Annotated in this window: 26 protein-coding genes; 23 read left to right on the top strand and 3 right to left on the bottom strand. The window is 38.3% G+C overall.

The window, feature by feature from the left end; all coding sequences use genetic code 11:
- The first annotated feature begins 1 nt into the window (after nt 1).
- The 6 genes from larA to NZ900_00305 all read left to right on the top strand — a co-directional run bounded on the left by larA (nt 2) and on the right by NZ900_00305 (nt 5,030).
- Nucleotides 2–1,303 carry a nickel-dependent lactate racemase gene (gene larA, locus NZ900_00330; GenBank protein ID MCS7232543.1) on the top strand — a complete coding sequence of 434 codons (1,302 nt, stop codon included), beginning with the start codon at nt 2–4 and terminating at the stop codon, nt 1,301–1,303.
- A 43-nt stretch (nt 1,304–1,346) separates the two neighbouring features.
- Complete coding sequence (locus tag NZ900_00325; protein ID MCS7232542.1) at nt 1,347–1,979, top strand: histidine phosphatase family protein; 633 nt, start codon at nt 1,347–1,349, stop codon at nt 1,977–1,979.
- 63 nt (nt 1,980–2,042) lie between these two features.
- On the top strand, nt 2,043–2,624 hold the full coding sequence (locus NZ900_00320; protein ID MCS7232541.1) for a 2-oxoacid:acceptor oxidoreductase family protein: 582 nt from the start codon (nt 2,043–2,045) through the stop codon (nt 2,622–2,624).
- Nucleotides 2,621–2,923, top strand: coding sequence for a pyruvate synthase subunit PorD (gene porD, locus NZ900_00315; protein ID MCS7232540.1), 303 nt, complete (start codon nt 2,621–2,623; stop codon nt 2,921–2,923). Before NZ900_00320 ends, porD begins: the two co-directional genes overlap by 4 nt.
- Nucleotides 2,920–4,086 (top strand): pyruvate synthase subunit PorA, encoded by a 1,167-nt coding sequence (gene porA / locus NZ900_00310; GenBank protein MCS7232539.1) that lies wholly within the window; start codon nt 2,920–2,922, stop codon nt 4,084–4,086. The genes porD and porA overlap by 4 nt, the downstream gene beginning before the upstream one ends.
- Nucleotides 4,087–4,100: 14 nt before the next feature.
- Nucleotides 4,101–5,030 (top strand): thiamine pyrophosphate-dependent enzyme, encoded by a 930-nt coding sequence (locus tag NZ900_00305; GenBank protein ID MCS7232538.1) that lies wholly within the window; start codon nt 4,101–4,103, stop codon nt 5,028–5,030.
- 53 nt (nt 5,031–5,083) lie between these two features.
- Here NZ900_00305 and NZ900_00300 read toward each other — a convergent pair whose 3' ends face one another.
- Entirely contained in the window at nt 5,084–5,449 is a 366-nt protein-coding gene (locus NZ900_00300; GenBank protein MCS7232537.1) for a DUF4234 domain-containing protein, read from the bottom strand.
- A 40-nt stretch (nt 5,450–5,489) separates the two neighbouring features.
- Here NZ900_00300 and NZ900_00295 point away from each other — a divergent pair, with 40 nt between their 5' ends.
- On the top strand, nt 5,490–5,792 hold the full coding sequence (locus tag NZ900_00295; GenBank protein ID MCS7232536.1) for a hypothetical protein: 303 nt from the start codon (nt 5,490–5,492) through the stop codon (nt 5,790–5,792).
- 17 nt (nt 5,793–5,809) lie between these two features.
- On the opposite strand, the gene NZ900_00290 is transcribed toward NZ900_00295, so the two are convergent.
- Nucleotides 5,810–6,523, bottom strand: a complete 714-nt coding sequence (locus tag NZ900_00290) for a globin-coupled sensor protein (protein MCS7232535.1) — start codon at nt 6,521–6,523, stop codon at nt 5,810–5,812.
- A 138-nt stretch (nt 6,524–6,661) separates the two neighbouring features.
- Between NZ900_00290 and NZ900_00285 the strand changes: the two genes are divergently transcribed.
- The 15 genes from NZ900_00285 to NZ900_00215 all read left to right on the top strand — a co-directional run bounded on the left by NZ900_00285 (nt 6,662) and on the right by NZ900_00215 (nt 15,636).
- On the top strand, nt 6,662–7,540 hold the full coding sequence (locus NZ900_00285) for a PhzF family phenazine biosynthesis protein (GenBank protein ID MCS7232534.1): 879 nt from the start codon (nt 6,662–6,664) through the stop codon (nt 7,538–7,540).
- A gap of 87 nt (nt 7,541–7,627) precedes the next feature.
- Complete coding sequence (locus NZ900_00280; GenBank protein ID MCS7232533.1) at nt 7,628–8,134, top strand: Na+/H+ antiporter subunit E; 507 nt, start codon at nt 7,628–7,630, stop codon at nt 8,132–8,134.
- Nucleotides 8,131–8,397, top strand: a complete 267-nt coding sequence (locus NZ900_00275; GenBank protein MCS7232532.1) for a cation:proton antiporter — start codon at nt 8,131–8,133, stop codon at nt 8,395–8,397. The genes NZ900_00280 and NZ900_00275 overlap by 4 nt, the downstream gene beginning before the upstream one ends.
- A gap of 2 nt (nt 8,398–8,399) precedes the next feature.
- Nucleotides 8,400–8,756: a monovalent cation/H(+) antiporter subunit G gene (mnhG, locus tag NZ900_00270; GenBank protein MCS7232531.1), complete on the top strand. Its 357-nt coding sequence runs from the start codon at nt 8,400–8,402 to the stop codon at nt 8,754–8,756.
- Nucleotides 8,757–8,759: 3 nt separating this feature from the next.
- The gene (locus NZ900_00265; protein MCS7232530.1) at nt 8,760–9,002 is read left to right on the top strand and encodes a DUF4040 domain-containing protein; all 243 of its coding nucleotides are present in this window, start codon (nt 8,760–8,762) and stop codon (nt 9,000–9,002) included.
- A gap of 3 nt (nt 9,003–9,005) precedes the next feature.
- On the top strand, nt 9,006–9,275 hold the full coding sequence (locus tag NZ900_00260; GenBank protein ID MCS7232529.1) for a hypothetical protein: 270 nt from the start codon (nt 9,006–9,008) through the stop codon (nt 9,273–9,275).
- Nucleotides 9,272–9,763 (top strand): sodium:proton antiporter, encoded by a 492-nt coding sequence (locus NZ900_00255; GenBank protein MCS7232528.1) that lies wholly within the window; start codon nt 9,272–9,274, stop codon nt 9,761–9,763. The genes NZ900_00260 and NZ900_00255 overlap by 4 nt, the downstream gene beginning before the upstream one ends.
- 5 nt (nt 9,764–9,768) lie before the next feature.
- A complete protein-coding gene (locus tag NZ900_00250; GenBank protein MCS7232527.1) occupies nt 9,769–10,104 on the top strand; it encodes a sodium:proton antiporter in 336 nt (111 codons plus the stop codon).
- Nucleotides 10,105–10,110: 6 nt separating this feature from the next.
- A complete protein-coding gene (locus tag NZ900_00245) occupies nt 10,111–11,670 on the top strand; it encodes an NADH:ubiquinone oxidoreductase (GenBank protein ID MCS7232526.1) in 1,560 nt (519 codons plus the stop codon).
- Between the two features lie 2 nt (nt 11,671–11,672).
- Entirely contained in the window at nt 11,673–12,008 is a 336-nt protein-coding gene (locus tag NZ900_00240) for a hydrogenase (protein ID MCS7232525.1), read from the top strand.
- Between the two features lie 10 nt (nt 12,009–12,018).
- On the top strand, nt 12,019–12,462 hold the full coding sequence (locus tag NZ900_00235) for an NADH-quinone oxidoreductase subunit B family protein (GenBank protein MCS7232524.1): 444 nt from the start codon (nt 12,019–12,021) through the stop codon (nt 12,460–12,462).
- A 2-nt stretch (nt 12,463–12,464) separates the two neighbouring features.
- Nucleotides 12,465–12,986: an NADH-quinone oxidoreductase subunit C gene (locus NZ900_00230; GenBank protein ID MCS7232523.1), complete on the top strand. Its 522-nt coding sequence runs from the start codon at nt 12,465–12,467 to the stop codon at nt 12,984–12,986.
- Nucleotides 12,987–13,000: 14 nt separating this feature from the next.
- A complete protein-coding gene (locus NZ900_00225; GenBank protein MCS7232522.1) occupies nt 13,001–14,236 on the top strand; it encodes a nickel-dependent hydrogenase large subunit in 1,236 nt (411 codons plus the stop codon).
- Nucleotides 14,230–15,216, top strand: a complete 987-nt coding sequence (locus NZ900_00220; GenBank protein ID MCS7232521.1) for an NADH-quinone oxidoreductase subunit H — start codon at nt 14,230–14,232, stop codon at nt 15,214–15,216. The genes NZ900_00225 and NZ900_00220 overlap by 7 nt, the downstream gene beginning before the upstream one ends.
- 18 nt (nt 15,217–15,234) lie before the next feature.
- Nucleotides 15,235–15,636: a 4Fe-4S binding protein gene (locus tag NZ900_00215; protein ID MCS7232520.1), complete on the top strand. Its 402-nt coding sequence runs from the start codon at nt 15,235–15,237 to the stop codon at nt 15,634–15,636.
- Here NZ900_00215 and hycI read toward each other — a convergent pair.
- Entirely contained in the window at nt 15,623–16,051 is a 429-nt protein-coding gene (gene hycI, locus NZ900_00210) for a hydrogenase maturation peptidase HycI (GenBank protein MCS7232519.1), read from the bottom strand. The genes NZ900_00215 and hycI overlap by 14 nt on opposite strands.
- A 46-nt stretch (nt 16,052–16,097) precedes the next feature.
- Here hycI and murJ point away from each other — a divergent pair, with 46 nt between their 5' ends.
- Nucleotides 16,098–17,621, top strand: coding sequence for a murein biosynthesis integral membrane protein MurJ (gene murJ, locus NZ900_00205; GenBank protein ID MCS7232518.1), 1,524 nt, complete (start codon nt 16,098–16,100; stop codon nt 17,619–17,621).
- The last annotated feature ends 50 nt before the right edge of the window (nt 17,622–17,671 follow it).

The raw sequence follows: 17,671 nt of genomic DNA, 5'->3' as shown, positions 1-17,671 counted from the left end.
AATGAAAAAACCTTTTGGCTTGGCATTTGGAAATGGTTTTATAGAGTTCGATTATGAGTTGGATAATATAATAGGGATCCTAGAGCCCAAGGAAATGCCAAAACATCAGAGCGAAGAAAAACCAGTTATAGAGGCCCTTACTAAACCTATAAACTCTGCTCCTTTAAGGGAAATAGTTAAGAAGGGAGAAAAGGTATGCATTCTCTTTAGCGATATGACGAGACTTTGGGTTAGACATCATGTTTTTATGCCGTTTATTTTGAAGGAACTTAAGAACGCTGGTGTTATAGATGAAGATATATTTGCTATTTGTGCTAATGGTGATCATCGGGATCATACTGAGGAAGAGTTTGAAAAAATTCTCGGGAAGGAAGCTTACGCATTTCTTAAAGGAAGAATATATAACCATCGTGCTCGAAACAAAAAGGAAGTTGTTTATCTTGGAAAGACAAGCTATGGAACTCCTGTGGAGATAAACAGGAGACTTCTTGAAGCTGACAAGGTCATTTTAACTGGTGGAATAGTTCATCACTTCTTATATGGTTTTGGTGGAGGGAAAAAATCGATAATGCCTGGTGTTTCCTCAAGGGACTCTATAATGAAAAATCACGGGCTTGCTCTTCATCCTGAACCTGGTAAAGGTCTTGATCCATCAGTTTGTTCAGGTGTAATGCGTGGTAACAGAGTAAGCGAAGATGCTCTTGAGGTAGCAAGCTTTATAAAGCCGGCTTTTCTTATTAACACTATTGTGAATCCAGAAAGAAAGATAGCTCATGTTGTTGCAGGAGATTATGTGGCTGCTCATGAGGAAGGCGCAAGACTCTATAATGAGTATTGTAGTGTTGAAATAGAAGAGCTTGCTGAACTTACGATAATCTCTTGTGGCGGTTATCCTGAAGATATAAATCTTTATCAAACTTATAAAACACTTTATAACGCAGAAAAAGCTACTAAAGAGGGAGGGGTCATAATACTTTTATCTGAATGTAGAGAGGGCATAGGTAATGAGGATTTTTATCAAACCCTTGTTAATTATCGAGATAGTAAGGAAAGAGAGATGGCTTTAAGAGAAAATTATACTATAGGTGGGCATATGGCTTTTCATATGGCGCTGATAGCGGAAAAGTTTAAGGTTTATCTTATCTCTAATTTGCCTGAAGATGAGGTTAAAAAAATGGGTATGGAACCGGTAAGAAGCTTGAGGAAAGGAATAGAGGAAGCTAAGAGTTTGCTTGGCCCTAACCCCTCTACTTATATTATTCCAGAAGGTCATAAATTGCTACCTGTTTTAAGAAAAAACTGATATAATTTTGAAAGAGATTCATTGTATGTAGGGAGGTGAAGCTGTGAAAACCACCCTTATTTTTGTGAGACATGGTGAGTGTGAGGGTAATAGAGTAGGTCTTTTTAGGGGAAGAATAGATTTTCCTTTAAACAAAAATGGAATAAAACAGGCTGAACTTCTAAGAGATGAGATAAAGAAATTTAAGATTAATGCGATTTATACGAGCCCTCTTCTAAGGGCATTAAAAACCGCAGAGATAATAGGAGAACCTCATAATTTAACTCCCATAGTGGAGGAAGGTTTTAATAACATCTCTCTTAGCTTTTGGGAGGGCAGGGTTAAAACGGAGATAGAAAAAGAGTATCCACGCGAATGGAAAATCTGGATTACAGTTCCAGAGGATCTGAATATTCCTGGGGCGGAGAAGGTAGATGACGTTAAAGAAAGAGCTTTTTCTGCCTTGTTAAAGATTCTTGAGAAGCATGAGAGGGAAACGATAGCTATTGTTACTCATAGGGCAGTTTTGAAACCTCTCTTTGCAGCTATGTTTGAGGTTAAGAAACCTTATTTCTGGAAGTTTCATTTTGACACGGCTTCTTATAGTATCGTTGAGTATAGAAGGGAAAGAGGTTTCACCTTGGTTTTACTTAATGAAACCAAACATTTGATAGATTTTGTTGTCGAAGAGGTTTAGAGATTGAAAAGTTAGGGTTGTAAGGGTATAATACTAAGGGTTTATTTGGCTTAAGGTTGGGAGGTGAAGGTCTTGGAGAGGCTCATTGAAGTACGTTGGCATGGTAGAGGAGGCCAAGGGGCTAAAACAGGGGCCCAGATTTTAGCTGAGGTGTTTTTTGAGCAGGGATATCACATTCAGGCCTTTCCTGAGTATGGCGCGGAGAGGTCGGGAGCTCCTATGAAAGCCTTTGATAGGTTAAGTAAGGTGGAAATTTTACTTCACTGTCAGGTAGAGAATCCTGATATTGTTGTGGTAATTGATCCTACATTGCTTACAGCTGTTAATGTAGCTGAGGGTTTAAAAGAAGACGGCGTACTGCTTGTAAATACCACATTGACTCCTGCTGATGTGAAGAGAAAATTAGGCTTGAAGTCTCAGAAAGTTTATGTTGTTGATGCTACTAAGATTGCTCTTGAGGAAATGAAAGTTAATTTCCCTAATACGCCGATACTTGGGGCTCTTGCTAAGATAATAGGGGAAGTTCCTCTTAGAAGCTTTGAGGAACATTTTAGAAGTAAGTTTGAGGGGAGACTTACTCCTGAGAGAGTGGAAGCGAATCTAAGGGCCATGCGCCGTGGCTATGAGGAGGTGCAGGGAGAATGAGTCTTAAGGGTTGGAAGGAACTCCCGCCTGGGGGTGTAATACTTGAAGCGGGAAACAGCATTAAGTATAAAACTGGGACGTGGAGAAGTATAAGACCTGTATGGAATAAGGATAAATGCATAAATTGTTTTATGTGTTGGCTTCACTGTCCGGATGGCTCTATTCTTGTAAGGGACAATAAGGTAAGTGGTATAAATTATGATTATTGTAAAGGTTGTGGAGTCTGTGCTGCTATTTGTCCAAAAAGTGCTATAGAGATGAAACCGGAGTCACTTTTTGAGGAAGGTGAGAAGAAATGAAAAAGAAAATACCTTTGACTGGTAATGCAGCCTTTGCTGAGGCTATGAGACAAATTAACCCTGATGTGGTTGCTGCTTATCCCATAACTCCTCAGACGGAGATAATGATGACCTTTGCTGAATTTGTTGCCGACGGTCTTGTAGATACCGAGCTTGTCACTGCTGAGAGTGAGCACTCTGCTATGTCGGCTTGCGTTGGAGCCTCTGCTGCAGGTGCAAGGGTTATGACTGCTACATCTGCTCAGGGTTTGGCTTTGATGCACGAGGTAGTTTATATAGCATCTGGCTTAAGGCTACCGATTGTTATGGGTGTGGTTAATAGAGCTCTTTCTGCTCCTATAAACATACATTGTGATCATGCTGATACAATGGCGGAGAGGGATTCTGGTTGGATCCAGATCTATAGTGAAACAGCTCAAGAGGTTTACGATCATACCATCTTGGCTATAAGACTTGCAGAGCGTGAAGATGTTCGTTTACCTGTTATGGTTTGCCAAGACGGGTTTATAACCTCTCATGGAGTTGAACCTGTTGAGATATTAGATGATGAGGTGGTTAAGAAGTTTATAGGGGAGTTTAAGCCTTGGAATCCTTTACTTGATACTGATAATCCGAAGACTTATGGAGCTCTTGATCTTTTTGATTACTACTTTGAGCATAAACGTCAACAGTTTGAGGCAATGAAGCATGTTCCGAAGGCTTACGAGGAGGTAGCTGAAGAGCTATCTAAAATTACAGGTAGAAAATATCCTAAAGTTGAGGGGTTTTACATGGATGATGCTGAATATGTAATAGTTGTTATGTCTTCCACAGCTGGAACTACAAAGCATGTTGTTAAGGAATTAAGGGCTCAAGGTAAAAAGGTTGGTCTACTTAAGATAAGACTTTATCGTCCGTTCCCCAAAGAAGAAATATCTCGTCTTCTAGAAGGTAAGAAGGCTGTGGCTGTTTTAGATAGGGCTTACTCTGTAGGTGCAGAAGCTCCTCTCTTCTGTGAAATAAAGTCTGCACTTTATGATGTAAAGGCGAAACCTGTTTTAGCATCTTATATCTATGGTCTTGGAGGAAGAGATACTCCTCCATCTCTTATAAGAAGCGTTTATGAGGATTTGATGAATGGTAATATATCCAAGGAAGAGAAGTATCTCGGGGTTAGGGAATAAGGAGGTGTGCTTTGATGCCTTTAACTGTTAGAGACCTTCTTAAAAGGGAAGAAAAGTTCGTTTATGGACATAGATTGTGTCCTGGTTGTGGAGCAGCTTTAACGGCCAGACTAACCATGCTCGCTATTAATGAGCCTGTTGTGGTTTCTTGTGCTACGGGTTGTCTTGAGGTTTCTACAACTATTTACCCTTATACTGCTTGGAGAGTTTCCTGGATTCATAGCGCTTTCGAGAATGCTGCTGCTACGATATCTGGAGTAGAAGCTGCCTATAGGGCTCTAAAAAAGAAGGGTAAGATAAGCAAAGATGTGAAGTTTGTGGCTTTTGGCGGTGATGGTGGAACCTACGATATAGGACTTCAGTCGCTTTCTGGAGCCCTTGAGAGAGGACATGATTTCCTATACATATGCTATAACAATGAGGGTTATATGAATACAGGGGCTCAGAGATCCGGAGGAACTCCGATGTGTGCTGATACAACTACTGCACCTGTTGGAAAAGTTATACCTGGTAAAACACAGTGGAGAAAGGATCTGACTGCTATAGTTGCTGGTCATCATATACCTTATGTTGCTCAAACTACATTACATAACCCTCTAGATCTGGTTAATAAGGTAAGGAAAGCTATCGAGACACCGGGACCTGCCTTTATAAACGTCCTTGCTCCTTGCGTAAGGTTCTGGAGGGTAGATCCTGCAGATATGATTAAACTCTGTAAGCTTGCTGTTGACACTTGCTTCTGGCCTGTGTTTGAAATTATCAATGACGAGTGGAAGCTTTCTTACAAACCTAAGGAGAAAAAACCTATCGAAGAATTCCTGAAAATTCAGGGAAGGTTCCGTCACCTATTTGTTCCTGAAAAAAGACATCTTATTGATGAAATACAGAAGCATGTAGATAGGGAATGGAACTTCGTTCTTAAAATGTGTGGGGAAACTGTCTAGAAATAACGCGGTAAGCTAAAGAGGGGATCACCTTTTAAAAGGTGATCCCCTCTTTATTTTAAAGTCTCTGTTAAGTGTTTTCTTATTTTCATATCGGCGTTTATGAAATTTGATATTTCTTTGGTGAGCTTTATCAGGAGGTAAAGCCAATATATATTGAGTGTTATGATGGAAAGTATAGCAACTACTATTACGTTTCTTTCTCTTATTTCTGGTATTGGGAATGGTATGCCACCTAAGAGATGGAAGTAGATCATATTTTTAAACTTTGAAAGGTCAGAACTCACGGAAAATAACGAGTGTAAGTATATGGCTAAGAATATTAATGCTGGTATATTCATTACATTTAATACAGGAATTATAGCTCCAAAAGCATAAAGAAACGCATAAATGGGAAAAGCCCAAGAGTTTATTTTCATTTGAGAAAGCCTAAATAAAAAGAGGGATAGAGTTCCTCTTTTGTCTTCATTAATATTTTCGTATACTAATTGGAAAACTAACATAGTGTTTTTAATGTTTCTTTCTAATGCTTTACTCCAAGAGTATAGAAGTATTAGTTGTAGAATTCCTGCTGCTATTTTTATAAATAGCGATAAGGTAATTAAGTTAATTGATTTGACTAACTCTTTCTTCTCTAAAAAGATTGGTAAATCTGATGTTAGTGTTGAAAACACTGGTATCAAAATTATTTCTGAAAGTATTCCTAGGGTTACCAAACATATTGCAAGTATAAGACTGGGAGGTTTTTCTTCTGATATCTGAATTGCATCCATTTATATTTACTCCCAACCTTTAACAAAGCTCTCTAAGTGCTTTCTTATCATTTCGTCAGCCTCTTCAGCTGCCTTTGCTGAGGAAGCTGCTAATTTACTTATCTCCTGGGCAACAACGGTGAAGGTTTTTCCTGATGTTCCTGCTCGAGCAGCCTCAATTGCTGCGTTTAAGGCTATTAACTTTGTCTGTCCTGCGATCTTATATATGGTTTTAACTATATTTTTAAGATCCTCGCTTGCTTCAGCTATTCCCTTGCCTATCAAATTCATATATTCTTCTACGATTAATTGGATATCAAGGTTAATTCTCTTAAAGATAGAAGCTATTAGGAGAATTATTTTTTCTTTTTCTTCTCTATATACTTCAAAAGCTGTTTCAAGTATGGCTTTAATTATTGGGTTATAAATGCCTATGAAGCCTTCTATTGCTATACCCTTATTATAAATTTTTTCTCCAAGGGAGCTTCTCTTATCAAGGTAAGCATCGTCTACAGGATCTTTAAAGAGACTTTTAAGATACTCATTTATTATTTCCCTCCAGTCTTCTTTCAGCTTAAAATGGCTTTTTTCTCCTAGGCGAGATAGGTGGGAAAAGAGCTTTTCGCTTAATTCTGAAACTCTCTTATCAAAAAAGCTACTTGCTTCCATTAATGCTTGTTCTTCTTCCTCTTTAAGATCGATGAACCTTTTTTTGAAATTAATCTTTTTTTCTTCAATCATGCTGTAAAGCCTCCTTTTTATGAGAGGTTTTTTTTCATAATAGGTTAATTTTTAAAGTCTGTCAATTTTCCGAAAGCAACTTTTAAATCAAATTTTTGTGCTATCATTTTGATAGCTTTCTTAAGGGAGGTATGGATTATGGTTAAAAACTTTTTCATAGTTGATGTTTTTGCTGAAAATAAATACTCGGGGAATCAGCTTGCTGTTTTTCTTGATGCTGAGAATATACCTCCTGAGGAAATGCAACTTATAGCGAGGGAAATGAACTATTCTGAAACCACCTTTGTTTCTTCACAAGAGAAGAGTGGTAGTTATGATGTTAGAATTTTTACCCCAGAGTGTGAGGTTCCCTTTGCTGGTCATCCTACCTTAGGAACTGCGTTTGTGGTTCAACAGGAAATTATAAAGAGGGAGGTTGAAAGAGTAATCTTGAATCTAAAAGTTGGGCAAATACCTGTTTTCTTTTCAGGAAGTGGAGGTGAAAAAGTTTTGTGGATGAGGCAAAGATCTCCTTCTTTCGGTGAAAGAGTTGAAAAGAGTGTTATGGTAGATGTTTTAGGATTAGCTGTAGAAGATTTAGATGAGAGATTTCCTATAGAAGAGGTATCAACTGGTCTTCCTGCTCTAATAGTTCCATTGAAAAGCTTGCTTGCACTGAAGAGAATTAGAGTAAATGTGGATAAATATAATTCCTTAGTGGAAAAACTTAACGCGAAGCTTATTTTAGCTTTTTGTCCAGAAACAAGGAGACCAGATACTTCTTTAAGTGTCAGGGTTTTTGCCTATTATTATGGTGTTCCTGAGGATCCTGCGACAGGAAGTGCTAATGGATGTTTAGCGGCATATCTTTCTAAGTATAAGTATTTTGGAAGTGATGAAATCAATATCAAAGTTGAGCAGGGATACGAGGTTAGAAGGCCATCTCTTCTTTTCCTGAAAACTAATAGGAAAGAAGAAGAAATAGAAGTTTTAGTTGGTGGTAAGGTTATTTTGATTGGTAAGGGCAGTTTTGTATAACTTTTAAAGCAAATTTCTTTTTCTCTTTTCGAGAAAATGTGATAAAATAAAGCTTCGGAAGCTTCCTTGGAAGGAGGGATGGTCTAAGTGGGATCTTATATAGCCGTCACAATTTTATCTTATCTACTTTATCTGGTTCTAACGATTGGGAGTGGAGATATTGGTTTGTGGAGTTTGGGTGAACTCGTGATCGGTATCCCAGTTGCGTTTGTGGCTGGTTTGGCTGGAGGTAAGGTTTTTGGAGAATATATTCCTGCTACTCTTTTAAACCCTTATAGGTGGGTGCTCTTTTTGTACTATTTATTTGTCCCATTCTTTATAGCTATGGCTAAGGCTAATATAGATGTGGCAATTAGAGTTTTTACAGGCAATATAAATCCGGGTATAGTTAAGATCAAAACAGGGCTTAGAAAAGACATGGCTTTAACTTTTTTAGCTAATTCTATAACGTTAACACCTGGTACCTTAAGTGTAGATGTGGATGAGAATGAAAACGAACTTTATGTTCACTGGATCGACGTTAAAAATCTTGAACCAGAACCTCAAGAGATTTGTGGAGATTTTCCCCAATGGGCAAGGAGGATAATAGAATGATGGATTTGAGCGTATGGTTTATGATAACAGGTGTGTTTTTAGTTATATTTAGTTTCTTGGCTATAGGGAGATCTGCATTGGGACCTACTGTTCCAGATAGGGTTGTAGGTTTAGATACCGTTAATACTTATGTTGTTGCTGCAATGATAGTTTTTGGAGCTGCTTTTGACTCTGTTATTTACGTGGATATAGCTATAGTTTATGCTCTTCTTTCTTTCATAGCGACTTTGTTTATAGCTCGTTACTTAGAAAGGGGGATTTAGATATGTCGGGGCTCATTATACTGTGTTTGATAGTAGGGATTACTTTTAATGGTCTCGGTGCTATAGCTCTTTATAGGTTTCCGGATGTTTACACTCGTTTGCATGGTGCTACTAAAGCTACAACTTTTGGTTCTATATTTACCTCTCTTGGGGTAATAATCTACGGATTTAGTAAATGGATTAGTACAGGTGAAGCAAGATTTTGTGTTCTTGCTATTCACGCTATACTTGCGCTTATAGCTTTGCTTTTAACTAACCCTACGGGAGCTCATGCTATAGCAAGGGCGGCTCATAGAAGTGGTGTCATGCCTAAGAGGGCCGTAGTTGATAAGCTTGCGGAGAAAGAAGGGAAGTGGTGAAAGATGGGTATAGAATATTGGGCTCACTTCTTTACGTTGATAATTTTGGTTATTGCGGCTTATCTTGCTGTTTTTCTTAGAAATCTACTTGCTTCAGTTATAGCTCTATCTGCTATGAGCTTAGTGCTTTCCTTAGAATTTTATCTTCTTCATGCTCCGGATGTTGCGATAGCTGAAGCTGGTATTGGAGCTGGCCTTACTACTGCGATTTTTATCTTTGCCTTAAGAGGAGTTAGGAGGGATTAGAAAATGGGAAATGCCTTGAAATGGGTTAGCTTTTTATTTTTCTCTCTTATATTAATTTGGGGTTTGACAACCATTCACCCCTTTGGGGAGCCGCTTCAAAGTGACATGGATGATTACTTTATTCAAAATGCTCAGAAAGAGTGTGCTGCTAATAACGTTGTTACATCAATAGTTTTTGATTACCGTGGTTTTGATACCTTGGGAGAAGCTACAGTTCTTTTTACAGCGGTTATTGGGGTGGCTGCTACCTTTAGGGGAGTGGTGAGAAAATGAGCATGTCTAAGATAGTTAAGACTATAACAGCTTTAACTTTTTGGGCTATCATAGTTTTTGGACTTTACGTTGTTATTCATGGACATCTAACACCTGGAGGAGGTTTCCAGGGAGGTGCAGTCATAGCCTCATCAACAGCTCTTTTTTTAGTAGCTTTCTCTAAGGAGGATTTTCTTAGGAAATATAAGGATTCCTTCTTCTCTGTTGCAGAAAGTGGGGGGCTAATACTATTTATATCTATAGCTTTCTTAGGTATAGGGGCTACCTTTTTCTATAACTTTATAGCTAACTCTGGAGGAGTTTTTGGAAACCCAGTTCCTTTAGGGATAAATGATGGCGATTTGAATACTGCTGGGACTCTTCCTCCGATGAATATGGCTGTTGGACTTGAGGTTTTTGGTGGTATAAGTATGATTCTATTTTTTATGTTTCTTGGTGCATACTTGAAACCATTTAATAAAGAGGAAAGCGAGGTGCATAAAAGGTGAAGTATATGCCCTTCGTTGTTGTTGGTATAATGTTAGCCTTAGGTCTTTACGCAATATTGTTTAACAGAAACTTGATTAAAATAGCTATAGGTTTATCCATAGTGGAGGCGGCGGTAAACCTTTTTCTTATAACTCTTGGGTATGTTAAGGGAGCAGTTGCTCCTATATACACAATGGCGCCTGCTGGAAAAAAGATGGTTCTTCCTACTCCTCAGGCTCTAACATTAACCGCTATCGTCATCGGTCTTGCTACAACTGCGATGTTATTGAGCTTAATTGTTATGGCCTATAAGCATTATGGAACCTTGGATGTTAAGGAATTAAGAAAATTGAAAGGGTGATGGAAGATGGAGCATCTACCTATTTTGGTGTTAGCTATTCCTCTTTTTGCTGCCTTTGCAATCCCGTTAATTAATAAAGTCTTTGGGAATAGATATATTCAAGATGGTGTGGCTATAGCTTCCTTGGTTTTCTCTACTATCGGGATGATTCTTCTTATGAGAAGGGTTGCAGCTTTAGGGCCTCAAGTTTATGTATTTGGTGCTGCTTTACCTTCTTTAGTACTCCCCTCAGGTATGAAGTTCCCTATAAGAATTATATTTGAGGTTGATGGGATGAGCGCCTTTATGGCTCTTTCAGGAAGCATAGCTGCGCTTGCTGGTGCTATTTACTCGATGGCTTACACTAGCAGAGAAACCGGAAGGGATAAATATTATGTTCTGTTTCTCTTAATGTTTGTTGGGATGCTTGGTATGGAGCTAACTGGTGATATATTTAACTTCTTCGTTTTCCTTGAGATCTCTTCTATAGCTTCTGTAGCCTTGGTAGGTTTTAGATATTACAAAGCAGAATCTATAGAGGCAGCTATAAAATATATGATTGTAAGTAGCTTGGCGGCATTGTTTGTACTTGTTGCAGTTGGTTTTCTTTATGGTAAGTATGATGCTCTTAATTTTGCTGCTATCGCTAAAAAGATGGAGTTTTCTTGGGCCGATAAGGTTGCTTTAATTTTGCTTGTAGTTTCCCTTGCTTTAAAGTGTGGTGCTGTTCCGCTTCATATGTGGTTACCTGATGCTTATGCTGAGGCTCCCGCTTCGGTTACTGCTGTTTTAGTGAGCGTTAGTCAGGCAAGTTTGTATGGTCTGTTTAGAACTTGCTTTAGTCTATTTGGGATCAAGATGTCCACGCTTACAGTTGGTTGGATAGTTATAATATTTGGAGTTTTATCCATGTTTATAGGTGTTACTATGGCCCTTGTTCAGAAGGAGATAAAAAGGCTTATGGCTTTTCATGCTATCTCCCAGACAGGTTACATGCTTTTAGGAGTTGGTGTTGGTTTGGCTGTTCTCGGCAATCCTATGGAGCTTAAGGATTATGGGCTTATGGCTATGAAGGGCGGAATATTTCACATTATAAATCACGCTATGTATAAGGGATTGCTTTTTCTAACAGCAGGTGCTGTTTTTTATAGAGCTGGTACGAGGGATTTAAACAAGCTTGGGGGTTTAGCTCATAATATGCCATGGACTACTGTTTATTTTATCATTGGAGCTGCGGCTATAGCGGGTTTGCCACCCTTTAATGGTTTTGCCTCCAAGCTCATGATATACGAGTCAGTCTATAAATTTAATCCTATACTTTCGATAATGGCTATGATTGTTAGCGTCTTAACTCTTGCTTCTTTCGTTAAAATTTTCCAGAGCGCTTTTCTTGGACCTCAATTACCAGAATATAAGGAGTTAAAGGAGGTTCCTTCAAGCATGCTTGTGGGTATGGGAATTCTCGCTTTTGTGGTTGTATTCTTTGGGCTTTTCCCCGAGCTTATAGTTAAGGCGATTGTTGATCCTGCTGCTAAAGCGTTGGTAGATCAGACAACATATGTATCTAAGATATTGGGAGGGATGTAATAATGACTCTTATATATACAGGACAGGGTTTTTGGGATCCTATAGTTTGGCTTGTGAGTATGATTTTGGCCTCTCTCTTGGTTTATTGGATATGGAGCAAGGGAAGAAGCGATTACAAAAAAGGAACAGAGCAGGTAAAGCCCTTTTTAAGCGGTAATCCTACTCCTGAAAAGGGTGAGCTTCACGTAAGAGCAAGTAACATATATTGGGGATTCGTTGAGGCTTTAAAGGGTTATTATGATCCTCTTATAGAAATGCATACAGGTGATGTTTCTGATTATGTAGGTTGGCTTGTTGGTATGTTGATGATAATTGGTCTTGTAATATTACTTGTTTAGGGAGGGTTGAATGATGATAAATGAGTATTTCCATAAATCTCTTTGGGTATTCCACTTTAATAGCGGCTCCTGTAATGGCTGTGATATAGAGATACTGGCGGCTTTGATGCCTCGTCATGATCCTGAGAGATTTGGTATAAGGCTTGTCGGTTCACCTCGTCATGCTGATGTTTTAGTTGTTACAGGTCCCGTAACTCATAAAATGGCTGATAAGTTGAAGAGAATTTATGAGCAGATACCTGATCCCAAAGTTGTTATGGTTGTTGGAGGATGTGGTTCTACCGGTGGCGTGTTTTACGAGTCATATAATATATGGGGTCCTATAGATAGAATAATACCCGTTGATGTGTATGTTCCTGGTTGTCCACCACGTCCTGAGGCTATAGTTTATGGTGTTGTTCAGGCATGGGTAAAGCTTGAGAAGCTACGTAGGGGTGAGGAGGTGGCAGCTTAGAGATGAAAATTCTTGAAGCGAAGGAGATAATCTCCCTTGTTAAGGAAAGACTAGGGGAAGATTTTATAAATGGTGAAATAAAAACCTGGAATGCTGGAGTAAAAAAATTGGAAAATAAGGAAATATGGTTAGAAATTAAGCCATTCGCTTTACCGAGGTTTGTATCAATACTTAAAGAGCTAGATGAGTATCCTCATTCTATGGTTGCTTCTGCTGAGGATATTGGAGAGGATATTCAAGTTATATATCATTTTGCTATATATGGGGGAGAGTTTAGCAGGGAGCTCCAAATAAATGTTAAGGTTAAGGTTCCTAAAAGCGATCCTAGATTACCATCTATAAGTCATCTTATTCCAGGTGCTTTGATAACAGAGCAGGAGAAGGAAGAAATGATAGGAGTTGTGTATGAGAACCTTCCGGAAAGAAAACATGTTTTTCTTGCTGATGATTTTCCTGAAGGGATTTATCCATGGAGAAAGGATGAAAAAGGACCTCAAAGTTTGATTAGAAAGGTTAACGAGTGAGGTGACTATAAAGTATGGGAAAAGTAAGCTATGGGTATAGTGTTCCAGTAGGGCCGATTCATCCTGCCCTAAAAGAGCCTATAGAGTTTCATTTTGAAATAGAGGGGGAAAGAGTTAAAGACGTAAAGATATACGCTGGACACGCTCATCGTGGTATAGAGTGGATAGGAACAAGAAGGAATCCTATACAGTGCCTTTATATTTCCGAGCGAATCTGTGGTATATGTTCCGTTACGCATGCTTTGGCTTTGGCTTTTGCTGTTGAGAAAGCTCTTAATATAGAGGTTCCCCCGAGAGCTCAGTATATAAGATTGATTGTGGCTGAGCTTGAGAGAATTCACTCTCATATATTGTGGGCTGGCGTTGCAGCGCATGAAGTCGGATTTGATTCTGCGTTTATGTTATTGTGGAAGATCAGGGAGAACGTTATGGATCTGTTGGAAAAAATCACTGGGAATAGGGTTAACTATGCTATAGTTCAAATAGGGGGCGTTAGAAGGGACATAAATGAGGAGCTCCGTCGTGAAATATGGAAATCGCTGGATTACTATAGGACTCTTTCGGAGAGAATAAAGGTCTTACTTCTTGAGGATCCTACTTTCATGATGAGGACAAGAAATGTAGGTATACTTAGTAAGGAAGACGCTCTTTCTCTTTGTGCTGTAGGACCAACTTTGAGGGCTTCAGGCGTGCCCAAGGATATTCGTCAAGATCAGCCTTATATTGCTTATGCAGATATTGGTGTTAAAGCTATAACTCCAGACATATATACAGGTGAGATTGTAGGAGATGTTTACGATAAAACTGTGGTTCGTCTTCTTGAGATAGATCAGTCTATAGATCTTATAGATAAAGCGTTAACCATGATGCCTGAAGGAGACATAGTTTATGAAAAGAATCTTGTTAAGCTTCTTAATCTCATAAAGAAAGGAGAAGGGGAAGGAGTAGGTAGGCACGAAGGACCAAGAGGTGAAGATGTTCACTATGTTAAGATAGTCGCTGGTAGTGAAAATCTAGCGGTTTGGAAAATAAGGGCCCCGACGTATAACAACTTGCTACCGTGGGTTCCGATGTTTAAAGATGCTGAAGTGGCTGATATTCCTATAATAGTGGCTTCAACTGATCCCTGTATGTCTTGTCTCAATAGAGTTACGGTTGTTTATCCTTCCGGTAGAAAAGAGATACTGACTCATGAAGAGTTGCATAAGATGAGCGTTGAAAAAACAAGGAGGATGAGGAAAAAATGTTAGCCTTAAAGATTCTTCTTACCATTTTTCTTTCTATTTTTGTTATGTTTGTGGGGCTCCTTTACAAAGGTATAGATAGGAAAATAGCTGCTAGGTTGCAGGCTAGATTTGGACCGCCTATAATTCAGCCCTTCTATGATGTTATAAAGCTTTTACAAAAGGAAAACATCGTTCCAGAAAATGCTGTCCCTTGGATATTTAACGGAGCTCCTTGGTTAGCCTTGCTTGCCTCGATTAGCCTTTTCTTCTATCAACCGATGGGAAGCTTACCACCGCTTTTGGGAGATAGAGGAGATATAATTTTAATTATATACATTTTTACAGTTGCTGCTATAGCAATCGTTGCTGGTGGCTTTGCATCGGGATCTCCCTTTGCTACAGTAGGAGCCCAAAGAGAAATGGTTCTTTTGATGAGTTATGAATTCCCATTAGCTACTGCTATTATAGCTTTAGCTTGGTATTATTCGAAAACCTTTCCGGATCTCCCTTCCTTTTCACTATATACTTATGTACTTAAACCAATTTGGTCTAATTTGGGAGTTTTAGGTGTGTTTGGCGCTCTTTTGATACTAATAGCTATACTTGTTGTTACTCCAGCAGAGCTTGGGAAGATTCCATTTGATATTGCTGAAGCTGAAACTGAGATAGCTGAAGGAGTGATGGTTGAGTACTCTGGTAAGAATTACGCTCTATTTTATATAGCTGATGGTGTTAAAACTATAGGAATGACCGCTTTAATTGTTAACTTGTTTTTTCCATGGAACCTCTCTTCTATTTTAGGAATCTCAGGAATGGGTGCTTATATTTTGGATTTTCTCTTTTTCTGGATTAAGGTTTTAGTTTTACTTACTTTTTCTGTAACCTTGGTTAGGGTTGCGTTTGCCAGACTAAAGGTTGACCAGATAGCATCTCTATATTGGTTTCCCTTGCTTTTAACAAGCATGGTTGGTTTGTTGCTGATGGTTTGTGACAAGTTAGTTTAAAGGAGGTGCAATTATAGAATGGCTACCCCAATGATTCTTGAGCTTTTCAAACAGCTCTTTGGAGGACCGGAGACGAATCTTTTTCCTGCAAAGTATGCTCCTGATTCGGTTTTAGAGTTCTTAGAGGCCGTTAAAAGTGGAGAAATTAAACTTATTCCGCCTATAGAGACTCCGCCAGGCTTTAGAGGTAAGATATCTTACGATAGAGATAAGTGTATAGGTTGTAGGCAGTGTATAAGGGTTTGTCCTGCAGGTGCTATAGAGTTTCTTCCCTCAGAGAAAAAGATAAAAATATATGTTGCTAGATGCACTTTTTGCTCGCAGTGTAATGATATTTGTCCAGTAAAGTGTCTAAGCATGAGTCCGGAGTTTTTATTAGCTGATTACAATAAATATTCAGATTCTCTCATAGTGAAGTGAGTTCTTCAAGGAATTTGTTAGATATAAGTAAGTTAAGAAGCCTTTTAGCTGAAGTTAATACTTCTTCTGATAATGTGCAACCCAAGGCTATAGCCTTGGGTTGCACTCCTATAAAAAGGATATTTTTGACATCACCTTTTAAGCTTTCTATTAGAAAAGAGAGAGATAGTGTATGGGTTGAAAAGTACGTTAACTTTGGGATTTTCTCTAATGGTATCATTCTTATTTCTCCAGGTAGTAAATTCATTTCTGTGGCATCGATTATTACAAGAAGAGAGGGCTTTTCTCTTCTTATGAGGGAAGTAAAGTTCTCAGGAGCTGTTCCCACATCTAACCCTATCCATCCTCTTATTCCATTTATTCTTTTAGCTATCCAAGGGCCTACACCATCGTCCCCTAGAAGTTCATTACCCACACCAAGGAGTATTCTCTTCAGGGATATCCCTCCCTTCTCATAGGCTATGGATAGGAAAGGTATCTTTTCTAATGCTATTATAATGATGTTTGGAACTTTGATAAGTAGATTTTTAGGGCTTTTGAGAGAGAGCGTAATGGCTTTTCTCTTTGGTGCGACGCCTGCTTACGATGCCTTTTTAATCGCTTTTCTTATCCCTAATCTTTTAAGGCAGCTTCTAGCTGAGGGAGCTTTAGGTTCCTCTTTTGTCCCAGTCTTTAATGAGTATCTTATTAAGGAAGGGAGAGAAGGAGCTTGGAAGCTTCTTAATATTATTTTGAATCTTCTTTTCTTACTCTTTGGGATACTTATACCTTTAGGTTATCTTCTTCTTCCCTATTTAGTTAAGCTGTTAGCACCCGGATTTTCTTTAGATACTTATAATTTGTGTGTTTCTCTCGCTAAGATAACCATGCCCTTTATATTTTTTGTAAGCCTTGCTGCCTTGACAATGGGGGTTTTAAACTCTTTTGGTAACTTTTTCATACCTGGTGTGGCTTCTGCTTTCTTCAACATTTCGATTATAGTTTTATCCTTATTTCTTTATAGATCTCTCGGGATATATTCCGTTGCTATTGGCTCAACTCTTGGTGGGCTTTTGCAATGGTTGTTTCAGCTTTTATGGCTAAGAAAGCTTGGTTGGAGACATGAGGCTCTTTTGGATTTTACCCATGAGGGAATAAGAAGGATAGCTTTAATGATGGCTCCTCTTACTTTCGGGCTGGCTATACATCAGGTTCAAAATCTTGTAGACAAGATAGTAGCTTCTTTGCTTTCCCCTGGAGGTATATCTGTTATAAATTACGCTTTTAGGCTTTATCAACTTCCCTTGGGTGTGTTTGCTGTTTCTTTTTCTACTGTGGCTCTTCCCTTACTTTCTCAAGATGTTTTAAAAGATGGACTTAAGGAGTTTAAAGACACTTTATTATCTGCTTCAAAGATAGCTTTATTTATCGTTATACCTGCTTCAATATTTATTTTTCTCTATTCTCCAATTCTTGTAAAAATCATATTTTTTAGAGGAGCTTTTTCTGAATGGGCTTTTAAAAATACTTATATGACGCTAAGGTTTTATTCTGTGGGTCTTGTTTTTTCAGCTCTGGTTCATATATTTATGAGGGCTTTTTATGCGCTTAAAGATACTAAAACACCCACGATAATAAATGCTTGGATCGTAGTCTTTAATGCTATCTTGAATATAATCTTTGGAAAGCTTTTTGGTCCTCCTGGACTTGCGCTTGCTACATCTATAGCTTTTGTTTTGAATTTTCTTTTTTTAAAAAGAGCTCTTGCTATGAGGTCTGTTCATGTCGATCTCTTTTTCTATTCCCTTAAGATATTTCTTCCATCTTTGGTTTTTCTAGTTTTTTCCATTTTTGCTCTTCTTTTTATTAGTAATTCCTGGCTTTCTATGTTTTTTTCTCTTTTTATGTTTTTACCTTATGCTTTACTGTGTAGAAGATTTAAGATAGAAGAAGGGAGCATTTTTATGAGTAAACTTTTGAAACTTTTGAAGAAGAAGAGAACTTAAAAATATTTGAAAGAAAATTATGAGAATATAGGTAAATGGTTGCTTTAAAG

The organism is Synergistota bacterium (assembly GCA_025060595.1).
Classification (GTDB): Bacteria; Synergistota; GBS-1; order GBS-1; family GBS-1; genus 42-11.
Note: the sequence above shows the minus strand (reverse complement) of the source record. Positions and strands in the feature narration are given on the sequence as shown.